The organism is Janthinobacterium sp. BHSEK (assembly GCF_056174685.1).
In genome coordinates this window covers 63,455-86,765 of sequence record NZ_JBWBYV010000059.1, presented here as the reverse complement: position 1 = coordinate 86,765, position 23,311 = coordinate 63,455, and the positions used below count along the sequence as shown (strand labels likewise).

The window sequence follows — 23,311 nt, the reverse complement described above, 5'->3', positions numbered from 1 at the left end:
GAGTACCCCTGATGGCAATCGATTTTTTCTGGCGCATCCCCACGCATGGCGAACCGAGTTCGCACCGCGCCCGCACGCCGTTTCGCGGCGACTGGTTCCCCGGCAATGACAACCTGCGCCAGGCCGGCCTCGGTGGCGGCGGCGCCGACGGTTTTACGTATATCGACTACCTGGCGGAAATCGCCCGCGCGGCCGAACTATCGGGCTTCCAGGGCGGCCTGATCCCGTCGTTTCCCATGACGGATGAACCATGGGCCATTTCCGCGCTGCTGGCGCGCGAAACGCGCACCTTCCGCTTCATGATCCCGTTCCAGCCCGGCTTTCTGAACCCCGTGGTGGCCGCGCGCATGACGGCCAGCCTGCAGCGGGCCACGGGCGGGCGCGCCCTGTACAACGTGATCACGGGCGGTGGCGGCCCGGCGCAGCTGTGGTGGGGCGATGCGGCCGGCCACGACGACCGCTACACGCGCACGACGGAATTTCTCGACGTGGTGCGCGGCGTGTGGCGCGGCGGGCCGTTTTCCTACCAGGGCAAGTTCTACCAGGTGGAAGACGCGGGCCTGGCCACGCCCCTGTCGGAGCAGGACTTCCCCGAGATTTACTTTTCCGGCTCGTCCGACGCGGCCCTCGGTTCCGCCTCGAAGCACGCCGATTACTACCTGACGTGGCTGGAACCGTTCGAGCAGCTGCGCGAAAAATTCGCCCGCGTGCATGAAAAGACGGCGCTGCTTGGGCGCAAGATCAAGTGCGCCGTGCGCGTCGACATCGTCGCCCGTGCCACGGAAGAAGAGGCGTGGGACGAGGTGCGCAAGGGTTTTGACGCCGTCGATGCCGCTACCCTGCGCCAGTTCCTCGGTGCCGATGGCGGCGATTCCGTGGGCGCGGCGCGCCAGCGCGGCAACCGCCCGGCCACCTTGAACAGCTACAAGGACTTGATCACGGCGCCGAACATCTGGTCCGGCTTCAACCTGCTGCGCGGCGGGCAGACGCAGGGCATCGTCGGCAGCTACCAGCAGGTGGCCGAACGCCTCGATGAACTGGTGCAGCTGGGCGCCGACGCCTTCATCCTGGCCAGCACGCCGCACCTGGAAGAAGCGTACCGCGTGGGCGAGGAAGTGCTGCCCCTCGTGCGCGGCCACACGGCCGCCTTGCTGCGCGCCGCTTAAGCGTCTCTCACCTGTTGCCGCGACAGCAGCGCCACCGCCTGCTGTCGCGCAGGCAGCACGCGGCACCGGCGCTGCTGCCAAATCAACAGCGCTATCATCACGATAGTCTTCCTTTGAAATCAAACACTTAAGTTCTGTTTTGCTGCGCTGCGGCAGCGGGCATGCGCCTTGCAATACTGGTCATCACCATCTCGCGTTTTGACTTTACTCAAGGATAATCACCCATGCGCCGTTCGACTGCTCCCGCCGACTCTTCCCCATTTCCTTTCCACCTGACGCCAGTGCGCCGCGCGCTGCGCTCGGCCTTCGCCATCGGCGGCCTGATGCTCGCCCCAGGTCTGGCCCATGCGGAAACGCCTGGCGCCGATGTCATTGCCGCGGCCGACGCGAATGGCGCCGGCGAGGGCGCCTCGCTGCAATCGGTGACGGTGACGGCGCAAAAGCGCGAGGAATCGGCACAGAAGGTGCCCAGCGCGATCACGGTGTTAGGCGGCAAGGAGCTGCTCGACACGGGTATCGGCCGCTCGGCCAGCGAAGTCCTCAATTACGTGCCGAACGCCTCGGCCGGCACGCAGCAGCACGGCCGCCCGCGCTGGTGGATACGCGGCGTGGGTGCGGGCCAGCAGCAGGTGGACTTTCCGAATCCCGTCGGCTTCTACCTCGATGACGTCTACATCAGCAATTCCAGCGCCACGGGCTTTCCCCTGTTCGACCTGGACCGGGTGGAAGTGCTGCGCGGCCCGCAAGGCACCCTATGGGGCAAGAACACGACGGGCGGCGCCATCAACGTGATCTCGCGCAAACCCTCGTTCAAATCCAGCGGCTACGCCAAGCTCGACTACGGCAGCTACGACACCACCGTGGCCGAAGGCGCCATCGGCGGCGCGCTGGTCGACGAGGTGCTGGCGGGGCGGCTGTCCTTCCATACGGAGCAGCAGGACAGGGGCCGCTTCCACAACCAGTTTACGGGCGAGCGCGATGGAAAGCTCAAGGACAGCGCCATCCGCGGCCAGCTCAAGGCCCTGATTGGGCGCGACCTGACGGCGAACCTGAACCTGCATTACCGCGATTACACGACCAAGGGCGCCACCACGACCGTGGCCAGCTACGGCGCCAATGGCGTGTACCGCAACGGCTACATCCCCAGCACCAATCCCGACGACGTCAGCACGAACGCGCCCGCCGACAGCGACGTGAAACAGGGCGGCGCCCAGCTGAACCTCGAATATGCGCTGGGCGAACTGACCCTCACTTCCATCACGGGCTATGAAAATTTCAGGAACGAAGCGACGGGCGACAGCGACAACACGCCGCTGGAAGTGGGCCGCAGCCGCTCGAAGGCCAGCAGCCGGCAAGTGTCGCAGGAGCTGCGCCTGACGTCGCCGCAGAACGGCGCCGTGAGCTGGGTGGCGGGTCTGTTCTACTTCAATGAAAAGATCGATGCCGATTCGGCCGGCGCGCGCCTGCCCAACGGCACGGTGCCGGCGCTGGCGGGCAGCACCCAGCCCGTTGGCTACAACCGCACCATCTACCAGCACAAGGCGCGCAGCGCGGCCATCTTCGGCAGCACGACCGTCAACTTCAGCGAGCAGCTGCTGTCCACGTTTGGCTTGCGCTGGACCACGGAAACCAAGGACCTCGACTTGCAGCGCGTGCAGGCCGCATCGAACACGGTGACGTTCGGCGACGCGGCCAGCTGGTGGAACACGGTCCGGGGCGGCAATTACACGGCCGCTTCGGTGGCCAACAATAACTTCACGTCGAATCCATCGACCACGTGGAACGCGCTGACGTATGACGTGACGCCCGAATACCGCTTCAGCCGCACCCTGCGCGGCTACCTGAAGTACGCGCACGGCATCAAGTCGGGCGGCTACAACACCAGCGCCACGGACGTGCGGGCATTGAACACGGTCAAGCCGGAAACCTTGAACTCGTTCGAGGCGGGCATCAAGTCGGAATGGCTGGACGGGCGCCTGAACTTCAACGCCAACGTTTTTCACTATGATTACAAGAACGTGCAGGTGAATATCACGGGCGTGTACAACGGCGACCCCACGCAAAGCGTCAATTACCTGCAGAACGTGCGCAAGGCCCACGTCAACGGTGCGGAATTCGAGATCGAGGCGCAGCCGACGGACAACCTGCACGTCAACGCCAACCTGGGCCTGCTGCGCACGGAATTCGACGATTTCGCCATCCAGAACAATGGCGGCGACCGCTCCGGCAACGAATTCGTGCGCTCGCCCCACGTGACGGCCCTGCTGGCGGCCGACTACCGCTACCCGCTGGGCAATGGCGCGCAGCTGGTCTTCAGCGGCGACGTGCGCTACACGTCGAAGCAGTACTACTATGTCGACCCGCAAAATGCCGCGCGCGACCTGCTGAACCAGGGCGGCTTCGCGCTGGCCAATGCGCGCCTGTCGTACGTGCTCCCGGGCGGCAAGCAGCGCATCACGGCGTATGCGAACAACCTGGCCGACAAGGTCTACCGCAACCACACGCTTACCAGCTTCGTGCCCGGCGCCGTCAACGGCGACACGCTGATCATCGGCCAGGGCCGCACGGTGGGCGCGTCGTACACGCTGCAGTTCTGACCGCGCAGGGCAGGGGCAGGGGCGATATGCTATAGTCGCCGGGCATGGCTGTCGCACCCGCTGCGCTGGCCATGCAACGTTCTCAGGGCGGGGTGCGATTCCCCACCGGCGGTAATGGCATGCGTGCCTAGCCCGCGAGCGCTTGCCGGCACGGTCTTCGGGCCATGACGGCAAGGTCAGCAGACCTGGTGTGATTCCGGGGCCGACGGTATAGTCCGGATAAAGAGAGAGCGGGATGGCATCATTGTGTCGACGCCGGCATCCGCCCGGCGCATGGACGGCCTCGCCGTCGGTGCGTCTGCGCGCGTGCCTGCATGCGCAGTTGGGCGTGGCTTTCATGCGCCCGTCATATCCCCTTCGATCCGATGCCCTGTTTTTATCATTCTTGAAAACAGGAGTCTTTTATATGTCACAAGCATCACACGCAACACCAGCCAAACGCATCGCCTTCATCCAGGCGGGCTGGCACCGCGACATCGTCGCGCAATGCAGGCTGTCGTTTATCGCGGAAATGGCCGCGCTGGGCTTCGCCGAGAGCGATATCGACGTCATCGACGTCGCCGGCGCCTTTGAAATCCCCCTGCATGCGCAAGTGCTGGCCAAAAGCGGCCGGTACGCGGCGATTGCCGCTTCCGCCCTGGTGGTGGACGGCGGCATCTACCGCCATGATTTCGTCGCCGATGCCGTCATTTCCGGCATGATGCAGGTACAACTGGCGACGGGTGTGCCCGTGCTGTCGGCCGTGCTGACCCCGCACCACTTCCATGCGGGCCACGAGCACCAGGCATTCTACTTCCAGCACTTCAAGGTCAAGGGCGTGGAACTGGCGACGGCCTGCGCCGCCACCATCCATTCGCTGCAGCGGCTGGCGCAACCGGCCAGCGCGCCGCAGGCGGCGCTGGCAGCCTAGCAGCCGGCCTGCCGTGAATCGATAGTGCCCGTGGGGCCAGCACATGTTGCCATGTGCTGGCCCCATTTCCTTATGCCGCCTGCCGCAGCAGCGCGTCGAGCCTGCGCTGCGCCTCTTCCAATGGCCGGCGGTCGATCCAGCTGTCGATATCGACGTCGCGGTCGAGAAAACCGTGCTGCAATTGAAAATCCTTCTGCTGGCGGAACAGCGCTACCTTGTCGTCGGACAGGTCGGGCGCCAGCGTCAGGTGAAAACCGTCGCGGTAGGCTTCGGCCACGGCGTCGGCGCCGGCCCGCGTCTCGCCCTGCAGGATGGCCAGCACATCTTCTTTGTGGCTGCGCGCCCAGTGCGCGGCGCGCAAGGTCTGCGTCAAAAAGCGCACGACCAGCTCGAAATGCTGTTCCAGCATGGATGCATGCACGGTGATCGGGCGCGGCGTGCCGTTGTTGACGCGGAAGCGCCGGTCGGGCAGGGCGTCGATGTCGATGCCCACTTCCAGCCCCGCCGCGCGCGCCGCCTCGGCCGCCGCCGCGCCTTTCACGTAGACGGCGTCGACTTCGCCGCGCAAGAGCGGCGCGATGCCTTGCCACAGGCCCGCGCCCAGATTGGCCGATGCCTGGGCGTCGCCCCCCACTTCCACCAGATGCACATCATCGAGCGTGAGGCCGGCCGACGCCAGCACGCCCTTGTAGCCGGCCAGGCTCATGCCGCGCGCGATGCTGCGCCCGCGCCGGTTCTCGCGCAAGTCCTCGGCGCGGAACACGGGCAGCGCCAGGCGCTTGCCCTGCAGCTGCGCGGCCGTGGCGATGCCGGAACCCGGGCGCACGAGGATGGCTTGCCATTCGTCGATCCAGGTCAGGCCGATCAGGCGCGTGGGCGCCCCTTGCGCGCGCGCGGGCAGGGCCAGCAGGTTGCCGCCTTCGCGCACGAGCGTGGACAGACCATGGTCGTAGTGGTGGCGCGCCAGCTCGCCGCCCACTTCCTGCAGCGTCTTCAAGGCGATGCCGTCGCGGGCGAATTCCTCGTCCAGCCAGCCAAGCTTGTAGGCCAGGCCCGTGGCCGTGGGCACGGGGCAGCGGGTGAACCAGACGGTATCGACGGCGGGGGCGGTTGCGGTAGTCATGGGATTCTTTCGTGGTGGGTGGAGCCTGGAAGCGTGCAGGAACCGTGCCCGCGCCGCTTGCTGGCTTGCCGACAGCCGCTGTGCACAACGCTGCTGCCGCGCCAGCAGCCGCTGTTGTGCAGGCAGCAGCGCTCCGCCATTTGTGCGGCCCCAGCGCTGGCACGCGTCTTGCGAAAGTAGACGGTAGACGAAACCCGGTCTCAACATCTTTACCGAATGGAGCATGACATGACGGACGTGGCACAAGCACAAGCACCAGAGCAAGTACAAACCCAGGAGTTGACGGCGGCCGAACTGGCCTTCGTGGAGCAGGTGCGTCGCGATGCGCAGACCGCCTTCGACGGCTTGCGCGAGACGGGCAGCCTGACGGCCAACGGCACGGTGGGCTTTGTCGAGCGCACGCCCGGCGGCGACAAGGTCGTGGTGGTCAACGACCCGGGCCCGTTCCGCCGCGGCCAGCCTCTGAAGGCGGCCGTGCTGGCGCTGGACGGCACGGTGCTGCTCGGCGACGCGAACAACGGCGGCGCACGCTATTTGAAGCTGTTCCGCGAGCGGCCCGAGGTCACGTCGATCTCGCACGTGCACTCGCCGTCCTTGGGCGCGTGGGCGCAGACGCACCGCACCCTGCCGATCCGCTACGTGCCCGTGCAGCGCTTCCAGCTGATCCGCGAAATCCCCATCTATATCGACCGCCGCCAGCCGGAAGTCGATTTCATCCTCGGCGAAATCGCCCGCAATACGCATGCCACGGCCATCCTGGAAGCGAATGGCGGCGCCACCGTGTGGGGCAAGCAGGGCTTGCTGAAGCTGGCCGAATTCATCCTGCTGCTGGAAGAGGGCGCAAAAATCCAGATCGCGGCCGAAGCGATCGGCGGTTCGCGCGACTTCGGCCCGGGCGTACTGCTGCAGCAATGGAAGATGAGCAAGCTGATCGACACGGCGCGCGCGCTGTCGCTCCTGCCTGCCACCGACCTGGTCAACACCTGACCAAACCTGCTGCGCGTCGCGCCTTGCGGCCTGTGATGCTCGCTGTGCATGTGCACAGCTGCGCTTCTCGGCCACAAATCGCTGCCGCTCGCGACGGTTTTGTCAGGTGTCGTTGTGTAAAAAATATTTAATTAAGAACAGGCCCCAGATGTCATTGAAATTCTTACGTTTGCGCTGGCGCAAAGTATTCGCTGCCGCCGTGGCGGCCAGCCTGCTGGCGCCAGCCATCGCGGCGGCCGCCGATCCGCTGCCGGCCGCCGTGCGCATCGCCGTCGTGGCGCGCACGGCACCGTCCGGCAAGACCGTGTTTGCCGGTTCTGCCGCCCAGGTGGCCGCGCAAGGCTGGCTGGCGGCCGAACTGGGCAAGCTGGGCGTGAAGCTGGAATGGGTGCCCGTCACCACCAATTCCGTGGCGACGCAAGTCAACGAGGCGTTTGCCAACCACTCGATCGACCTGGCCCAGTATGGCGACCTGCCATCGATCATCGCCAATGCCTCGGGCTTGCAGACGCGGCTGATTTTGCCTGGCGGCAGCTTCAGCAACACCTACCTGGTGGTGCCGAACGGCTCCACGGCGAAGTCGATCAAGGAGCTGAAGGGCAAGAAGATCGCCCTGCACCGGGGGCGGCCATGGGAATACCCGTTCGCGCGCCTGCTCGAAGCGAATGGCATGACCTTGCGCGACGTCAAGATCCTCAACCTGAACCCGCAGGCGGGCGCGGCGGCCGTGGCGACGGGCGGCGCGGATGCCTTCTTCACCCTCAGCGATGCTTTCCTGCTGGAAGATAAAAAGGTGGGCAAGATCATCTGGTCCAGCAAGGCGCCGCCGCAGGACTGGAAGATGCGCGCCGAACTGTGGGCCGACAGCGGCTTCCTGCAACGCTGGCCGCAACTGGCCCAGCTGGTGGTGACGGCGTATGTGCGCGAGCACCACCGGGCCGCCGGCGCCGGTGGCGAAGACGAGTACGTGCGCACGGAGGCGTCCGCTGGCCAGGTGGAAAGCGTGGTGCGGCGCGAGCTGGCGGGCGACCATACGCCGTGGCAGGCGCGCTGGTCCCCCCTGTTTACGGCCAGCCTGCGCCAGCATTACGTGGGCGGGGCGGCGTATGCGAAGAGCGCGGGGCTGATCGGGCGTCCGCTGCAAGTCGACAGCCTGTTCGCGCCCCAGTTCGTCAACCATGCGCTGACGCAGCTGAAGCTGCAAACCTACTGGTCGCCATGACGGAGCGCGCATGAATACTCTCGTCAACGCCATCGCCTTGCCGCGTGCTCCCGCGCCGGCGCGTGCCGCGCATGGCCCGTGGCTGCAGCGCTTTGTGCGCTCGCGCTGGTCCGTGTGGGCCTCGCCGCTCGCCTTGCTGCTGCTGTGGACGGCCGCCACCACCTTCGAATGGATGCCTGCGCACATCTTGATGTCGCCCTGGCAAGTATTGCTGACGGCGGCGGACCTGGCCGAAAGCGGAGAATTGGGCCAGCACCTGGGCATCAGCCTGTTCCGCCTGCTGGCCGGTTTCGGCCTGGGCGCCAGCGCGGGCCTGGCCTTCGGCGTCGTGCTGGGTTTGTCGCCTGGCTTGCGCAGCTATGTCGATCCCACGTTCAATGTCTTGCGCCAGTTGCCGACCGTCGCCCTGATCCCTTTGTTTATCTTGCTGTTCGGCATAGGCGAGAGTTTCAAGGTGTTTATCGTGGCCAAGGCCAGCTTCTTCATCGTGGCGCTGGCCGTGCATGACGCCATCCGCAACCTGTCGCAGCGCTATTTTGAGGTAGCGCAAGTGTATTGCTTTTCGCGCTGGCAGCGCATCCGCCTGATCGTCCTGCCCGCCATCGTGCCGGCCGCGCTGACGGGCATGCGCATCGCCCTGTCGCGCTCGTGGATGGTGCTGGTGGGTGCGGAATTGCTGGCTGCCGACAGCGGCCTGGGCCAGATGATGGAAATGGGCCGGCAAATGTTCCGCCTCGACGTGGTGATGGTGGGCGTGGTGCTGACGGGCGTGATCGGCTTTGGCCTGGACCGGGCCTGCCATGCGCTGGAGGCAAGATTGATGCGCTGGAAGCGTAATGGGGAGTCCGCATGAGGCAGCGTGTAGTGTTGGTGATCAAGGGCGCGCTGCTGCCGCTGGCCTTGCTGGGCGCCTGGCAATGGGCATCGGGCCAGGGGGCGGCCGCCGCCTACATCTTCGTCTCACTGGGCGATCTGGCGCACAGCCTGCGCGACCTGGTCTTGACGGGCGAGCTGTGGGTGCATCTGCGCGCCAGCCTGGGACGCACGCTGGCCGGACTGTTGCTGGGCGGCAGCGCCGGCATCGTCACGGGCGCGCTGATGGCGCAGTCGCCGCTGGCGGACCGCCTCATCGGCCCGCTGTTCCACAGCATCCGTCAGGTCCCCCTGTTGGGCCTGATTCCACTGCTGGGCTTGTGGGTGGGCAATGGCGACGGCGCCAAGCTGCTGGTGATCGCCATCGCCGCCTTTTATCCTACCGTGCTCAACACGTATGCGGGCATGCGCCAGGTGGAGGGGCGCTTGCGCGAGGTGGGACAGGTGCTGACCCTGACGCGCTGGCAGACCTTGCGTCAGATTCTGTTGCCAGGCGCCATGCCGGCCATCGTCACCGGTGTCACGCATGCGCTGGCGTTCGCCTGGCTGGCGTGCCTGGGCGGCGAACTGCTGTTTGCGGCCGGTCCCGGCATGGGTTCCTTGCTGCTCAATGGCGAAGTGTCGGGCCGCATGGACGTTGTCCTGCTGGCCGTGCTGGTGATCGCCTTGCTGGCGCAAACGATGAACGTGGCGTTTGCGCGGCTCGCGCGTCTGCTGGTGAAGGGGCGCAGCAGTGAGTAAATCCCTGCCATTCCAGCCAGACGCGGCCGTCAGTGCCCGCGAAGGGGAGTTGCGCGCCTTCCTGCTGCGCTTTATCGGCCTGACCTTGCTGTCGGGCGTGACCATCGGCATGAACAAGGTGCTGGCCACCTTGCTGGGCTTGCATTTGCACGTGAGCAATTTCCAGCTGGCCGCGATCAGCAGCGCGGAAACCCTGGCCATGGCGTTGGGCACCATTCCTGCCGGCTATATCTTGTCGCGCGGCAATCCGAAGCACCTGTACGCGGGCGTGAGCCTGAGCCTGGCGCTGGCCTTTTGCGTGCTGCCGTGGCTGCCCGGCTGGCAATGGGTGGCCCTGCTGATGTTTCTCGTGGGACTGTGCATCTCGCTGCGCATCGTGGCCATGAGCACGGTGTTTCTCGTGCGCCTGCCGGAACTGGGGCAGGGCAAGGCGGGCTGGTACAAGGGCACATTAATCCTCGGCATGCAGTTCCTGGGGCCCCTGTGCGGCAATTACCTGATCGCGCAGCTGGGCTTGAAGGCGGGCTTCCTGATTTCCGCCCTGATGTTCGCCATCCTGGCCGTGCTGGGCTGGCAAGTGTTGCCTGACAATACGGCGCCCCGCAAGCAGGCGGGACAGGGTGCGCTGCCCGGTGCGGCCAGCCTGCGCGAACTGCTGCGCCTGCCCATCGTGCGCGTGACTTACCTGTTTGAAATCCTTGCCAGCTTCACGGCATCCAGCGTGGGCGTGTTTTCCATCCTGCTGGCCATCCGCGTGCTGCACTGGCCTGCGCACCACTCCGTCTGGCTGATGGCCGTGCAGGGACTCAGCTGCGTGCTGGTGCTGCTGTTCCTGGGGCGTTTCGTGCTGGCCAGCCGTTACCGCGAGCAACTGTATGGCGGCGCCCACCTGGCCATCATGGCGGCCTTGCTGATCCTGGGGCTGTGGCCGTCCAGCATCGCCTACCTGGCCGCCTCCGTGCTGCTGGGCCTGGGCCTGGGCGTGAATAACCTCGTCAATACGGACAACATCGCCCGCGCACCCGTCGACAAGGCCCGCGTTTCCGCCCATCTGACCCTGTTCGGCATGGTGGGCGGCACGGCTGGCGCGCTGGCGGCCGGCCACCTGGCCGACGTGACGGGCTTGCGCAATGTATTCCTGATCTGGCTGTTTCCCTGGCTGGCCGCCTGGCTCTGTTTCCACGGCATCCGCTGGCTGCGCCGGGCGCCTCCGGCCGCCATTCCTTCCCTCGCCCCCACCGTAGAGAGCGCACCATGAATGATTTTGTTTCCCCCTCGACCTTGCTGCCGCAGCGGCAGCACCTGAACGGCGGCTTGCAAGTGCAGCACGTGAGCAAGTCGTTTGCGCTGAAAGGCGCGCCGCTGCTGGTGCTCGACGATATTTCCCTGACGATCGCCCCCGGCGAATTCGTCGCCATCGTGGGCGCGTCCGGTTGCGGAAAATCCACCCTGCTGCGCCTGCTGGCGGGTCTCGATACGGAGTACACGGGCTTGCTTCTGCACGATGGCGTGCCGATCCGTGGCACGGACTTGCGCCGGGGCCTCGTGTTCCAGGACCACCGTTTGTTTCCGTGGCTGACGGTGCAGCAGAACGTGGCCGTGGCCTTCAGCAATACCCGTGTGCCGCAGGCCGAGCGCGACGCCCGCGTGGCGGCGGAAATCGCGCGCGTGGGCCTCGACGGCTATGCGGATGCCTATCCGCATCAATTATCGGGCGGCATGTCGCAACGGGCGGCGATTGCCCGCGCCCTGGTCGGGCGGCCCGACGTGCTGCTGCTGGACGAGCCGCTCGGTGCGCTCGACGCGCTGACCCGCTTGCGTTTGCAGCAGGAATTGCGCCGCCTGTGGCAGGACGAGGGCATCACCATGGTGATGGTCACGCATGACATCGATGAAGCCGTCTACCTGGCTGACCGCATCGTCGTGCTCGATGCGCGGCCGGGCAAGGTGCGCCGGGTGCAGGACGTGCTGCTGGCCCACCCGCGCCAGCGCGGTTCGGCCGGCTTTGTCGCCATCCGCGACGGCTTGCATGCGGATTTCAGCGACCTCGACGATGCGCACGCGCCCGTGGCGCAGGAAGTGGATCCCAGCATCTTGTGGGATGGCAATGAATGGGCGCGCAGGATGGCGCTGTAGTTTTTTTGATATCCATCAACCTGGAGAGACAGCATGAGCAATGAAAGTCAGGCAGCAAACCAAGCACTCGACACCCTGTGGTACACGCGCTGCCCCGTCCCGACGGGCCTGGGCATTTCCCTGCAGCAAGGCTGGCTGGAAGAAGCCTTGCGCGCCGACGGTACCAGCTTGCGCTCCTTGCGCGAGTCGGAGCAGGAAGCCGTGCGCGAATCGCATTTCGACCATACCCTGCAGAACTCCGTGCGCCACGGCGGCAATATTCCCGCCCTGTGGGCGCGCGCGGCGGGACGCGACACGCGCGTGATCGGCCTGTCGTGGTCGGACGAGACGCAGCTGATATTGACCCTGCCCGACAGCGGCATTCAGACGGTGCGCGACTTGAAGGGCCGGCGCTTCGGCTTGCCCCTGTGGGCCAGGGCGCAGATCGACTTTGCGCGCGCGCAAGCCTTGCGGGGGCTGGAAAATGCGCTCAGCCTGGAAGGGCTGGCCGTGTCCGACGTGGAACTGGTCGATTATGTGATCCAGGCGGGCCAGAGCGAGACGGCGCCGGAGCGGGGCGCGGCAACGAATCTGTTCAGCGGCGCGCGGCGCGGCGGGCAAAGCCCTGAGCTGCTGGGCTTGCTGCGGCGCGAGGTGGATGCCATTTTCCTGAAAGGTGCTTCGGCCGCCCAGCTGGCCCAGCAGTTCGGCTTGCACACGGTGATCGACACGGGCAGCCACCCGGAACCGTTGATCCGCGCCAACAACGGCACGCCGCGCACCCTGAGCGTCGATGCGCACCTGCTCGACCACCATTTTGCTTCCGCCGTGACCCTGGTGCAGCAGGTGCTGCGGGCCGAAGCGTGGGCACGCGGTCACGCGGACGAGACGCGGCGCTTCCTGGCGCGCGAATCGAATGCCAGCGAGCACTGGGTGCAAGTGGCCTATGGCAAGGATGCCCATCTGCGCCTGGACACGGATCTGGCGGAAACGTCGGTCGCCGGCTTGCAGGATTTCAGCGACTTTTTGTTCCGCTGGAACTTCCTGCCCAGCAAGGTCGACGTGCGCGCCTGGATCGATCCCCGTCCTTTCGACGCGGCGTTGGCGCAGACGCGCCGCGCGGCCTGAGCGGGAAGCACGTCAACGGTGGCCATGTTCGATGATGAGGAGAATGCGATGCGGCGACGCACGGTGATGGGCGGGCTGGCCTTGCTGCCCCTGGCGGGAAAGGCGGCCTCGGCGGCGAAAGCGGCGGGGGCGCCGCCGGCGGCCCTGCGCATCGCCTCGACGGGCTTTGCGGAAAACGGCAAGGCGGAACTGGGCGGTATCGCTTACCGCGTGCAGCAGGAAGGCTGGCTGGCCCGCGAACTCAAGCTGCGCGGCGTGCGGCTGGAATGGCTGCCCGTCACGGGCGACACGGGCGCGACCATGAACGAGGCGTTCGCCAGCGGGCGCATCGACATGGCCGCGTATGGCGACCTGCCGTCCGTCATACTCAACGCGGGCGGCGTGCGCACGCAGGTGATCGTGCCGGCGGGGCGGGGCACGGACCAGTTCTTGCTGGTACCCACCGCCTCGCGCGCCACGTCCCTGGCCGACCTGAAAGGCAAGCGCATCAGCGTGCACCGGGGCCGGCCGTGGGAACTGGGCTTGCGCCAGCTGATCGCCGACCAGCGCATGTCGCCCACGGATTTTCGTTTGATTAACATGGACCTCAAACCGGGCACGGCCGCGCTGGCCACGGGCGCCGTCGACGCCTTGTTCATGATCAATGGCTATCCGCTGGAAGACAAGGGCATCGGCCGCATCATCTGGTCCAGCAAGGGCTTGCCGGAGAGAAAAATGCGCGCGGAACTGTGGGCGCGGCGCGACTTTACGCAAGCCCATCCCGATATCGCCGAACTGGTGGCCACGGCCTGGCTGCGGGCCCAGCATTGGGCGGCGCTCGATGGCAACCGCGAGGCGATCATCAAGGATGGCACGCGCAATGGCACACCGGACAGCGTGGTGCGGCGCAGCTATGACGATCCGGGCCTGCAGTGGAAGGAGCGCTGGTCGCCCCTGTACGACGACGCCGTGTACCGCCATTACCGCCGGGTACTGGCGTTTGCGCAGGAACAAAAGCTGATCCGTCAGCCGTTGACGGCGGAAGAGTTGCTGGAACCGCGCTTCGTGGCGGCCGGCTTGAAAAAGCTGGGCCTGGCCAATTACTGGGAACCGGCCAAGGTGTGATGCTGGAAGTGGGGCGCGTGGCTCAGTGCGGCAGGCACACGCGCCCAGCCACATTGGCCACGCCATCGCCCGCATGCGCGCGCAGTTGCAGCAGCATCAGGGCCATGCCCAGCATCAGTGCTGCGGCGCAGAGTTTCTTGTGCATCGTCGTTCCTGTTTTCACTTCATTGTGAGTTTGCGGCCGTATTATTGCTCAAATTCAGCGTGCGGGATGAGCATTTTGCCAAGCGTGCTCTACAATTATGCATCTTGCGCATCCGCGCCATCTGAATGTAATGCATAGTATGTGAAGGGAATGACAAGCCTGTGACTTCCAAGCCGATCAAGATCGCCGCCACCGTTGTCGTGGCTCTCGCCGCTGGGGCCGGCATTTATAGCTATACCCGACCGGCCGCCACCGCCACGCCGGGCGCCCCGGCTGCCGCGCCGCATTCCGGCGTCGACACGGCCGCCGTGGCCAGCCAGTTCCGCGATTTGCTGGGCAATTTCCGCAAGATCATCGTGTTGCTGGCCGACGAGCAAAGCTTGCCCGAAGGGGCGCGCGACGAAGCCCGTAAAGTGGGGCAGGCCCTGTTCCATGAAAACCAGGAACGCATCGCCAAGCTCGATCTTGCGCTGGATCAATTGACGGCGTCCACCAATCCGGGCCGCTTCGAGGCGCTCGACAGTTTATTGACATATATCGAATCCGACCCAGGCCTGTACGACGCCGACCGCCTGGCTTTCCGCGAATTGTTGCAAAGCATGCTGGCCGACGTGGCCAAGGATTCGTCCTTGCCGGCGATCAAGCTGCACAAGCGCATTTCCGAGGATCTGGACGCGCTGGGCGAGATCGAGCGCAATTACGAGAAGGAAATCCGGCAAATCTTCGGCAACCTGGGCCAGCGCGCCATCGAACTCAAGCGCGAACGGTGGGACGATTACGTGGCGCAGCTGAAAAAACTGTACAGCCGCGAACAGATTCTCAAGGAAAACGGCATCGTCGTGCCGTACACGGTGCCGCCGGCCGGTTCCGTGCCGGAAGCCAAGCCCATGCCCAAGAAGGATGAAGCGGAAATCTTCGGCCTGGGCTTGCCGAAGAAAACCATCGTGCTGACCTTCGACGACGGCCCGCACCGCCGCTACACGGAAGAAATCAGCGCCATTCTGAAGCAGTATGGCGTGCCGGCCGTGTTCTTCAACGTGGGCCGCAACCTGGGGTCGCTGGACGCGGAAGGCCATGCCAAGCTGGGCGCGGGCGCGGAAGTGAGCCGCAAGCTGATGAAGGAAGGCTATGCCGTGGGCAACCACAGTTTCAGCCACGCACAGTTGTCGAAGCAGACGGGCGATAAGCTGAAAGGCGAAATCCTCGGCACCGACACTTTATTGAAAGCCATCAGCCCTGAGCGGGCCGCGCTGTTCCGCTTTCCGTATGGCGCGCGCAACAGCGAAGGCATGGCCGCGCTGGCCGATGCGCATCTGAAATCCGTGATGTGGAATATCGATTCGCTGGATTGGGCCGATCCCGTGCCCAGCTCGATCACGAACCGGGTGCTGGCGTCCGTCGACAAGGCGGGGCGCGGCATCGTGCTGTTCCACGACATCCATGAACGCACGGTGAAAGCCTTGCCGGCCGTGCTGGACAAGCTGATCGCCGAAGGCTATCAATTCGCGGGCTGGGATGGCACCAGCTTCCAGGTGGCGAAAAGCTCGGCGCCGGCGCCGGAAAAAGTACCCGTCACCACGGGCTACGCCAATTCATGGGCCGTCGTGATCGGCATCGATGACTACGCGAAATGGCCGAAACTGCAATATGCGGTGCGCGACGCGCAAGGCATCCGCGAGACCCTGATCGAAAAATTCGCGTTTGCGCCCGAGCGCGTCGTGACCCTGAAGAATGGCGAGGCGACGCGCAATAACATCCTGGCCGCCTTCCATGACAAGCTGGCCCATGGCGGCGTGCAAAAGAACGACCGCATCTTCGTCTTCTTCGCCGGCCACGGCGCCACGCGCAAGCTGAGCTCCGGGCGCGACCTCGGCTACATCGTGCCGTTTGATTCCGACCCGGCGCAGTTCGCCACGGATGCGATCCCGATGACGGAAATCCAGAATATCGCGGAGTCCTTGACGGCCAAGCATGCCTTCTTCGTGATGGATGCCTGCTACAGCGGCCTGGGCCTGACGCGCGGCGCCGGTTCCAGTTCCTTCTTGCGCGATAACGCCAAACGCATCGGCCGGCAAATGCTGACGGCCGGCGGCGGCGATCAGCTGGTCGCCGACGGCGGGCCGAACGGCCACTCCGTGTTCACGTGGACCCTGCTGCAGGGCCTGGCGGGCAAGGGGGACCTGAACGGCGACGGCCTGATCACGGCCACGGAACTGGCGGCCTACGTGGCGCCCGCCGTGTCCAGCGTGTCGAACCAGACGCCTGCGTTTGGCAGCCTGCCCGGATCGGAAGGGGGCGATTTCGTCTTCGAATTGCCGGGCGAGACGGAATTCCTCAGCCCGAACACGACGCAGCTGTCGACGGAAGCCATCGCCCTGAACAGCAAGCTCGACGCCAAGCCGCAAGCGGCCAGCGTGACGGTGAAGGATTTGCAGGGCGGCGAACAGAAGATCGTCACGCCGGGCGCCGTACCGACCTCGACGCGCCAGCTGGCGCAGCGGGCCAACGACCGCGGCTTGCAGCTGTACAAGGAGAAACAGTACGCGCAGGCGGAAGCGCAATTTACGGAAGCGCTGAAATTGCGTCCCGACTTCGCGCTGGCGGCCAACAACCTGGGCTTTGTCTTCTACAAGCAGGAAAAATACCGCGAAGCGGCCCGCTGGTTTGAAAACACGGTCAAGATGGACCCGTCGCGCGCCATTGCCTATTTGAACCTGGGCGACGCGTATGCCAAGGCCGGCGATGCCGCGAAGGCGAAAGCGGCCTATAAAACCTATCTGGAACTGGCGCCGACGGCCTCGACGGCGCCGGCCGTGCGGCAAAAGATGGAGAAGCTGTAAGCGTGTCCACCGTCCACGTATTTGCCTGCAGCGGCCGCTTTGCCAGCTGGGAAGCGCTGCAGGCGTTCCTGGCGCCCGCATACACGGACGATGGCGATGCCGTGCCGTCGCCATTCTGCCTGGAAACGGGCCTGACGCGGTATGAGCCGGCCTGCATCGAGAGCGCGCTGCTGGCGTCGCCCGCGCCGCTGGCAGAGCTGCTCGATGGCATGTCGTACGCGGACAGCTGGCTGGCGCAGGCGTGCGCGGACGCGGATGAGCAGGACTTGCTGGCCGATACGGTCGTGTGCGTGTTTGCACCGAATCAACTGGCGCATCCGCAGCGCAGCTCGCTGCACCACGTGGGCAGCTATGTCTGCGACGGCGGCTGAGCCTCATTTCCGCGTTGTTCATGTATGAGCTTGTTGACGCTGGCCAGCAGGCTGGTGCCCGAGGTGGTGATGAAACGGGCACCCGCCGCCTGCGCTTCCGTGCCATAGCTTGCCAACGTATCCTTGTTGCAATAGACGATGATCGGTAATGCGGGCTGCGCCTGCCGCACTTCGCGCACCGTGCGCACGCCCGCATCCTTGACCCGGCGGCCGTTTTCCACCCTGGCCATGTCCGTGATGAATAGCGCGTAGTGCTTCTGTTGCAGCATGGCCAGCGCCTGCCGCGTCGACACGGCCTGGTCCACCTTGATGTTTTCCCGTTCCAGCTGCTCCATCAGCAAGGTATTGTTGCGCGGATGGTCGTCCAGCCACAGCACGAGGCTGACCGGCCGTTGCGCCGTCGGCGCGGCGGCCAGGGCCGTGACGGCGGCGGCGCCATCGGGCGGATGCGCCAGCAGCAACTGCGTGACGGCTTCCTGCATGTCGTCGAGCGACTTTTGCTGCAAGCGGCTCAGTTCCGTCACTTCGATTTCCTTGCCGCTTTCGAGGCGCACGGATTCGTTCTTGACGAGGCTGTCGGCCCGCTTGATCATGATGGACAGGTAAATGCGCGTGAGCAGGTAGCCGATCAAAAAACCATGCACGGAAAAGAACAGCATGATGCCGCCGACGATGGCCATGGCCGTGGGCGTGTCCGTGGCCAGGCTGGGCGCGATGAAGGCGGCCATGCTGCGCGCGCTGCCGGGCAGGCTTTTGAGCTCGATCAAGCCCACGCCGACGATGATTTTCGTCAGCCAGTCCGACACTTCCACCAGGTTTGAATTGATTTCCATGGGCGTGGGCGTGCCCAGGAACAGGGTATTGCTGGGGTTGCCGGTTGCCGCGTCGGCGCTTGCCGGAGGCGGCTCGTCCGTGGGACGGCTTTTGCCATTGGCCAGCTCGTCGGGCGGGGCGGCGTTGACGGTGCCCGAGGGCAGACTGCGCGGTATGCCGAACAGAAAGCCCAGCAGCATGCCGCTGACGCAAAAGCCCAGGCTCCACAGCAGGGCCGGCACGGCGTGGTAGTAGGGCGGCAGCAGGGCGCCCGCCAGCACGGCCAGCAAGCCCGCCAGCAAGATGAACAGCAGGATATAGGGCAGCACGTCGCGCTTGCGCACGACCGCCGTGACGCTTTTGCCCGCCTTGCCGCTGCTGTCGCTCAGGTCCACGGTCGCTCCTTGAAAAATGCTGAATCCAGGCAGCCAGCCTGCCGCGTATATATCCCGTAGGAGCCTGTACTGACATCATAAAAAGGGGAGACGCGATGCGGTTGATAAAACGCAAACAGCTGGCAGCTTGTGCCTTGTTGCTGCTGACCGGCGCCGGCAAGGCGGCTGGGCCGGAGGCCGCATCGTCCACCGATGCGTCGCGCACCGTGCGCGTGACGGGCCATTATGACAATGCCGTCGGCACCTCGGACGCGGCCAGCCAGGGCGTCATCACCAATGAGCTGATCGTCAACCGGCCCGCCTTGCGCACGGGCGAATTGCTGGAATTCGTGCCGGGCCTGATCGTCACCCAGCATAGCGGCGACGGCAAGGCCAACCAGTATTTCTTGCGCGGCTTTAACCTCGACCATGGCACGGATTTCGCCACCTACGTCGACGGCATGCCCGTCAACATGCGTACGCATGCGCATGGGCAAGGTTATTCGGACCTCAATTTCCTCATTCCCGAGCTGGTGCAGCGCATCGATTACAAGAAGGGGCCGTATTTTGCCGGCGAAGGCGACTTCGCTTCGGCCGGCGCGGCGCGCATCCGCCTGGCCGACAAATTGCCGCAAGGCCAGGCCAGCGTGTCCGTGGGCCAGCACGGCTATGTGCGGGGCGTCGTGGCCGATTCCCTTGACGCAGGACAAGGCACCTTGCTGTACGGCCTGGAAGTGAACCGCAACAACGGCCCCTGGGATGTGCCGGAGCGCGTGCGCAAATATAGCGGCGTGCTGCGCTACAGCCAGGGCACGCAGGACGACGGCTTCAGCGTGACGGCCATGGCCTACAAGAATAGCTGGAACGCCACGGACCAGGTGCCGCTGCGCGCCGTGGAGTCCGGCCAGATCGGCCGTTTCGGCTCGCTCGCGCCCAGCGACGGGGGAGATACGTCGCGCGCCAGCCTGTCGTATGCGATGCGCCAGCGCACGGAAAATCGCCTGTTCGAGTTTGACGCGTACCTGATCCGCTCACAGCTGGAGCTCAACAGCGATTTCACCTACTTCCTGGCCAGCCCGGCCACCGGCGACCAGTTCCAGCAAAGCGAGCGGCGCACGGTGGCCGGTGTCAACGCCAGCGAAAGCTGGGCCACGGAGCTGTTCGGACTTCCCCTGCGCAACAAGCTGGGCGTGCAGGCCCGTTATGACCGCCTGTCGCCCGTGGGACTGTACAGCACGGTGGACAGAGTGCGGCAAGCCACGGTGCGCGAAGACACGGTGCGCGAGGCCAGCGTCGGCCTGTACGGCGAAAACACGACCCAGTGGCTGCCGTGGCTGCGTTCCGTGGCGGGCGTACGCTACGACGCCTACCGTTTCAATGTGGCCAGCAGCATAGCCGGCAACAGCGGTGCGGCGAGCGACCACGTGGTGTCGCCGAAACTGTCCTTGATCCTGGGGCCGTGGAGCAAGACGGAGTTTTTTGTGAACTACGGCAAGGGTTTCCATAGCAACGATGCGCGGGGCACGACGCAGACGCGCTTGCCCGATGGCTCGCCTTCCGCGCCCGTGACGTCCCTCGTGCCGAGCAAGGGCATGGAACTGGGCGCGCGCACGGAATGGCTGCCGGGCCTGCAAAGCTCGCTGGCCCTGTGGCGGCTCGATCTCGCGTCGGAACTGCTGTTCGTGGGCGACGCGGGCGAAACGCAGCCCAGCCGTGCCAGCCGCCGCCACGGCATCGAGTGGAACAACCATTATGTTGCCGCGCCGTGGCTGCTGTTCGACCTGGACCTGGCCGCCTCGCGCTCGCGCTACACGCAAAACGATGCAGCCGGCAATTATATTCCTGGTTCGATCGACAGGGTGGCGTCGTTCGGCGTGACGGTGACGGACCGGGGCCCGTGGTCGGGCGCCTTGCAGCTGCGCTACTTCGGCCCCCGTCCCTTGATCGAAGACAATAGCGTGCGCTCGGCCTCGACGACCCTCGCGTATGCGCGCCTCGCTTACCAGCTCAACCGCAGGACGCGGCTGTCGCTCGACGTCTTCAACCTGTTCAACAAGCGTGCCAGCGATATCGACTATTACTATGCGTCGCGCCTGTCTGGCGAGGCGGCGGACGGGGTGAATGACCGGCATTTTCACCCGGTCGAACCGCGCTCCGCGCGCCTGACCTTGTCGTATGCGTTCTGATAACGGTAAACTGGGGCATGACCGATCACCTAGTACAAACCAGTAAATTCCTTTCCCTCATACTGCGCCATGCGCCTGAAAAAATCGGCCTCGCACTCGATGCCCAGGGCTGGGCCGACATCGGCCTGCTGCTGGCGCTGGCAGCCCGGCATGGGCGCCACCTTTCCCGCGAACAATTGGATGACGTGGTGGCGCGCGACAGCAAGACGCGCTACGCCATCAGCGACGATGGCTTGCGCATCCGCGCCAACCAGGGGCATTCCTTGGTCGCCGTCGATATCGCCTTGCCGCCCGCCACGCCGCCCGCCATGCTGTACCACGGCACGGCCAGCCGCTTTGTCGAGGCGATCCATGCCGCCGGCTTGCTGCCTGGAGCGCGCAAGCACGTGCACCTGTCGTCCAGCCGCGAAACGGCCGTGGCCGTGGGCGCGCGCCATGGCAAGCCCGTCGTGCTGACGGTCGATGTGGCCGCCATGCAGGCGCAGGGCCACGTGTTTTATGTGTCCGACAATGGCGTGTGGCTGACGCAGGCCGTGCCGGTAGAATTTATCAGCTTCCCCTGAGGACAGGCCGAGCTGCGGCTTCCACGCCCGAATAGGCGAGCACGGCATCGGGCAGGCGCGCGCCCCGGATGGCGATGGCGGCGATCGATTGATTCAGTTCGCTCAGTTCCGCCGGGGTAAAACGCACGCCAGCCGCGCCCAGGTTGTCTTCCAGGTGCGCCATCTGCGTGGTGCCGGGAATGGGCACGATCCATGGCCGCTGGGCCAGCAGCCAGGCCAGGGCGATACGGGCCGGTGTCGCCTGCTTGCGCGCCGCCCAGTTTTTTGCCAATGTCACCAGCGCCAGGTTGTGCGGCAGGTTTTCCGGTGCAAAGCGCGATTCGACCTGGCGGATGTCGCCCTCGGCAAAACGGGTTTTCGCGTCGATGGCGCCCGCCAGGAAGCCCACGCCCAGCGGGCTCCACGGCACGAAGCCGATGCCCAGCTCTTCGCACAGGGCCAGCACGCCGTCTTCCGGCCCGCGCCACAGCATCGAATATTCGCTTTGCACGGCGGAAACGGGCAGGGCCGCATGGGCGCGCCGCAGGGTGTTCAAGCCCATCTCGGACAAGCCCCAGTGCAGCACTTTGCCTTCGCGCATCAGATCCTGCACGGCGCCGGCCACGTCTTCGATGGGCACTTGCGGGTCGACCCGGTGCTGGTAAAGCAAGTCGATGCGGTCCGTGCGCAGGCGCTTGAGCATGCCGTCGACGACCAGCTTGACGTGATCGGGGCGGCTGTTGGTGCCGGGGCGGCGTTCGCCCGTCTGCTGGTCGATGTTCCAGCCGAACTTGGTGGCGATGACGACATCGTTGCGGAATGGCGCCACGCCTTCACCGAGGATGCGTTCCACCTCGTGCGGGCCGTAGGCTTCGGCCGCGTCAAACAAGGTGACGCCCCGTTCGTAGGCCGTGCGGATAATTCTATGCATTTCAGGACGGCTGGGTATCGTCGTCTGGTAGCTGCGGCTCATGTTTTGCACGCCCAGGCCCAGGCTGGACACTTCCAGCGTGCCCAGCTTGCGGCGGCCCTCCACCGTTGCCCGCAGAGCCTGGCCTTGCGCCTGGGCGATCAATGGCGTGGCGGCCAGGCTGCCCGCCGCCAGCAGGAAACCGCGGCGGCCCGTGCTTGTATCTTTTGTTGGCATGTGTGTTTTCCCTTAAATATCAAGCTTGCGTTCGGCCATCCATTGGACGATGGCGGGATCGCGGTGCGAAAAGAAGCTGCTGTTGCCCGTTTCCAGGGTGGCGATGGCGGCCATGTCGGCTTCGTCCAGGTCAAAGTCGTCAATCGCCAGGTTTTCCGCCATGCGCTCGCGGCGCACGGTTTTGGCCAGCACGGCCACGCCCCGCTGCGTCAGCCAGCGCAGGACGATTTGGCCCACGGACTTGCCGTGTTTGCCGGCGATGCCCAGCAGCAACTCGTTGTTGAACAGCTTGTTGCGGCCTTCGGCGAACGGCGCCCACGCTTGCGGCTGCACACCGTGCTCGAGCATGAAGGCCACGCTGTCGGCCTGCTGGTGGAAAGGGTTCACTTCGATCTGGTTGACGGCGGGCGCGATGTCGTTGAAGGCGATGATGTCCATCAGGCGGTCGGGCTGGAAATTGCTCACGCCGATGGCGCGCAGCTTGCCGCTGCGATACGCATCCTGCATGGCGCGCCAGGAGCCGTGCACGTCGCCGAACGGCTGGTGGATGAGGAACAGGTCCAGATAGTCGAGTTGCAGGCGCCGCAGCGACTGCTCGATGGCGTCGCGCGTGCGCTCGTAGCCCGTGTCCTGCACCCACAGCTTGCTGGTGACGAACAGCTGCTCGCGCGCCACGCCGCTGTGGCGGATGCCCTGGCCGACGGCCGCCTCGTTCAGATAGGACGCGGCCGTATCGATCAGGCGGTAGCCGGCGTCGATGGCGTCGATCACGCTGCGTTCGCATTCGGCCGGGTCGGGTATCTGGAAGACGCCGTAGCCGGCGACGGGCATGCTGATGCCGTTGTTCAGGGTGACGCGGTCCATGGCAAAGCTCCTTCGGTTATTGACAGGAGCTACTCTAAGGCACCATCCACCCGTTGATAAGCC

At 65.4% G+C, this 23,311-nt stretch carries 20 protein-coding genes and 1 riboswitch; of the genes, 15 read left to right on the top strand and 5 right to left on the bottom strand.

Features of this window, described 5'->3' with window-relative positions; translation table 11 throughout:
- Positions 1 to 11: 11 nt before the first annotated feature.
- The 3 genes from AC0V2Y_RS20365 (at position 12) to AC0V2Y_RS20355 (ending at position 4,673) form a co-directional block, all read left to right on the top strand.
- Positions 12 to 1,166 (top strand): LLM class flavin-dependent oxidoreductase, encoded by a 1,155-nt coding sequence (locus AC0V2Y_RS20365; protein WP_475414985.1) that lies wholly within the window; start codon positions 12 to 14, stop codon positions 1,164 to 1,166.
- A 224-nt stretch (positions 1,167 to 1,390) separates the two neighbouring features.
- Positions 1,391 to 3,763: a TonB-dependent receptor gene (locus tag AC0V2Y_RS20360; protein WP_475414986.1), complete on the top strand. Its 2,373-nt coding sequence runs from the start codon at positions 1,391 to 1,393 to the stop codon at positions 3,761 to 3,763.
- 74 nt (positions 3,764 to 3,837) lie between these two features.
- A riboswitch (FMN riboswitch) is annotated at positions 3,838 to 3,999 on the top strand.
- A gap of 170 nt (positions 4,000 to 4,169) precedes the next feature.
- Positions 4,170 to 4,673 carry a 6,7-dimethyl-8-ribityllumazine synthase gene (locus AC0V2Y_RS20355; protein WP_475414987.1) on the top strand — a complete coding sequence of 168 codons (504 nt, stop codon included), beginning with the start codon at positions 4,170 to 4,172 and terminating at the stop codon, positions 4,671 to 4,673.
- A gap of 70 nt (positions 4,674 to 4,743) precedes the next feature.
- Here the strand turns inward: AC0V2Y_RS20355 and AC0V2Y_RS20350 are convergent, their stop codons facing one another.
- A complete protein-coding gene (locus AC0V2Y_RS20350) occupies positions 4,744 to 5,796 on the bottom strand; it encodes an ABC transporter substrate-binding protein (protein ID WP_475414988.1) in 1,053 nt (350 codons plus the stop codon).
- 228 nt (positions 5,797 to 6,024) lie between these two features.
- Between AC0V2Y_RS20350 and AC0V2Y_RS20345 the strand changes: the two genes are divergently transcribed.
- The 8 genes from AC0V2Y_RS20345 to AC0V2Y_RS20310 all read left to right on the top strand — a co-directional run bounded on the left by AC0V2Y_RS20345 (position 6,025) and on the right by AC0V2Y_RS20310 (position 13,966).
- Entirely contained in the window at positions 6,025 to 6,783 is a 759-nt protein-coding gene (locus AC0V2Y_RS20345) for a class II aldolase/adducin family protein (RefSeq protein ID WP_475414989.1), read from the top strand.
- Positions 6,784 to 6,931: 148 nt separating this feature from the next.
- On the top strand, positions 6,932 to 8,005 hold the full coding sequence (locus tag AC0V2Y_RS20340) for a PhnD/SsuA/transferrin family substrate-binding protein (RefSeq protein ID WP_475414990.1): 1,074 nt from the start codon (positions 6,932 to 6,934) through the stop codon (positions 8,003 to 8,005).
- 10 nt (positions 8,006 to 8,015) lie between these two features.
- The gene (locus tag AC0V2Y_RS20335) at positions 8,016 to 8,858 is read left to right on the top strand and encodes an ABC transporter permease (RefSeq protein ID WP_475414991.1); all 843 of its coding nucleotides are present in this window, start codon (positions 8,016 to 8,018) and stop codon (positions 8,856 to 8,858) included.
- Positions 8,855 to 9,619, top strand: a complete 765-nt coding sequence (locus AC0V2Y_RS20330) for an ABC transporter permease (protein ID WP_475414992.1) — start codon at positions 8,855 to 8,857, stop codon at positions 9,617 to 9,619. Before AC0V2Y_RS20335 ends, AC0V2Y_RS20330 begins: the two co-directional genes overlap by 4 nt.
- Positions 9,612 to 10,877 (top strand): MFS transporter, encoded by a 1,266-nt coding sequence (locus tag AC0V2Y_RS20325; RefSeq protein WP_475414993.1) that lies wholly within the window; start codon positions 9,612 to 9,614, stop codon positions 10,875 to 10,877. Before AC0V2Y_RS20330 ends, AC0V2Y_RS20325 begins: the two co-directional genes overlap by 8 nt.
- Positions 10,874 to 11,755, top strand: a complete 882-nt coding sequence (locus AC0V2Y_RS20320; RefSeq protein WP_475414994.1) for an ABC transporter ATP-binding protein — start codon at positions 10,874 to 10,876, stop codon at positions 11,753 to 11,755. The genes AC0V2Y_RS20325 and AC0V2Y_RS20320 overlap by 4 nt, the downstream gene beginning before the upstream one ends.
- A gap of 33 nt (positions 11,756 to 11,788) precedes the next feature.
- Positions 11,789 to 12,862 (top strand): ABC transporter substrate-binding protein, encoded by a 1,074-nt coding sequence (locus tag AC0V2Y_RS20315; RefSeq protein WP_475414995.1) that lies wholly within the window; start codon positions 11,789 to 11,791, stop codon positions 12,860 to 12,862.
- 48 nt (positions 12,863 to 12,910) lie between these two features.
- Positions 12,911 to 13,966: an ABC transporter substrate-binding protein gene (locus AC0V2Y_RS20310; protein ID WP_475414996.1), complete on the top strand. Its 1,056-nt coding sequence runs from the start codon at positions 12,911 to 12,913 to the stop codon at positions 13,964 to 13,966.
- 22 nt (positions 13,967 to 13,988) lie between these two features.
- Here the strand turns inward: AC0V2Y_RS20310 and AC0V2Y_RS20305 are convergent, their stop codons facing one another.
- Positions 13,989 to 14,111, bottom strand: a complete 123-nt coding sequence (locus AC0V2Y_RS20305; protein WP_475414997.1) for a hypothetical protein — start codon at positions 14,109 to 14,111, stop codon at positions 13,989 to 13,991.
- A gap of 161 nt (positions 14,112 to 14,272) precedes the next feature.
- Here AC0V2Y_RS20305 and AC0V2Y_RS20300 point away from each other — a divergent pair, with 161 nt between their 5' ends.
- Together AC0V2Y_RS20300 and AC0V2Y_RS20295 are read left to right on the top strand one after the other, a co-directional pair.
- Positions 14,273 to 16,951 carry a polysaccharide deacetylase family protein gene (locus AC0V2Y_RS20300; protein WP_475414998.1) on the top strand — a complete coding sequence of 893 codons (2,679 nt, stop codon included), beginning with the start codon at positions 14,273 to 14,275 and terminating at the stop codon, positions 16,949 to 16,951.
- 2 nt (positions 16,952 to 16,953) lie between these two features.
- The gene (locus AC0V2Y_RS20295; protein WP_475414999.1) at positions 16,954 to 17,322 is read left to right on the top strand and encodes an immunity 22 family protein; all 369 of its coding nucleotides are present in this window, start codon (positions 16,954 to 16,956) and stop codon (positions 17,320 to 17,322) included.
- Here the strand turns inward: AC0V2Y_RS20295 and AC0V2Y_RS20290 are convergent.
- Positions 17,301 to 18,530 (bottom strand): response regulator, encoded by a 1,230-nt coding sequence (locus AC0V2Y_RS20290; protein ID WP_475415000.1) that lies wholly within the window; start codon positions 18,528 to 18,530, stop codon positions 17,301 to 17,303. The genes AC0V2Y_RS20295 and AC0V2Y_RS20290 overlap by 22 nt on opposite strands.
- 95 nt (positions 18,531 to 18,625) lie before the next feature.
- Here AC0V2Y_RS20290 and AC0V2Y_RS20285 point away from each other — a divergent pair, with 95 nt between their 5' ends.
- Positions 18,626 to 20,695: a TonB-dependent receptor gene (locus AC0V2Y_RS20285; protein ID WP_475415001.1), complete on the top strand. Its 2,070-nt coding sequence runs from the start codon at positions 18,626 to 18,628 to the stop codon at positions 20,693 to 20,695.
- 17 nt (positions 20,696 to 20,712) lie between these two features.
- Positions 20,713 to 21,258 carry an RNA 2'-phosphotransferase gene (locus AC0V2Y_RS20280; RefSeq protein WP_475415002.1) on the top strand — a complete coding sequence of 182 codons (546 nt, stop codon included), beginning with the start codon at positions 20,713 to 20,715 and terminating at the stop codon, positions 21,256 to 21,258.
- Here the strand turns inward: AC0V2Y_RS20280 and AC0V2Y_RS20275 are convergent.
- Both AC0V2Y_RS20275 and AC0V2Y_RS20270 read right to left on the bottom strand, forming a co-directional pair.
- Positions 21,245 to 22,384 (bottom strand): aldo/keto reductase, encoded by a 1,140-nt coding sequence (locus tag AC0V2Y_RS20275; RefSeq protein ID WP_475415003.1) that lies wholly within the window; start codon positions 22,382 to 22,384, stop codon positions 21,245 to 21,247. The genes AC0V2Y_RS20280 and AC0V2Y_RS20275 overlap by 14 nt on opposite strands.
- 12 nt (positions 22,385 to 22,396) lie before the next feature.
- Positions 22,397 to 23,248, bottom strand: a complete 852-nt coding sequence (locus tag AC0V2Y_RS20270) for an aldo/keto reductase (protein WP_475415004.1) — start codon at positions 23,246 to 23,248, stop codon at positions 22,397 to 22,399.
- Between the last annotated feature and the right edge of the window lie 63 nt (positions 23,249 to 23,311).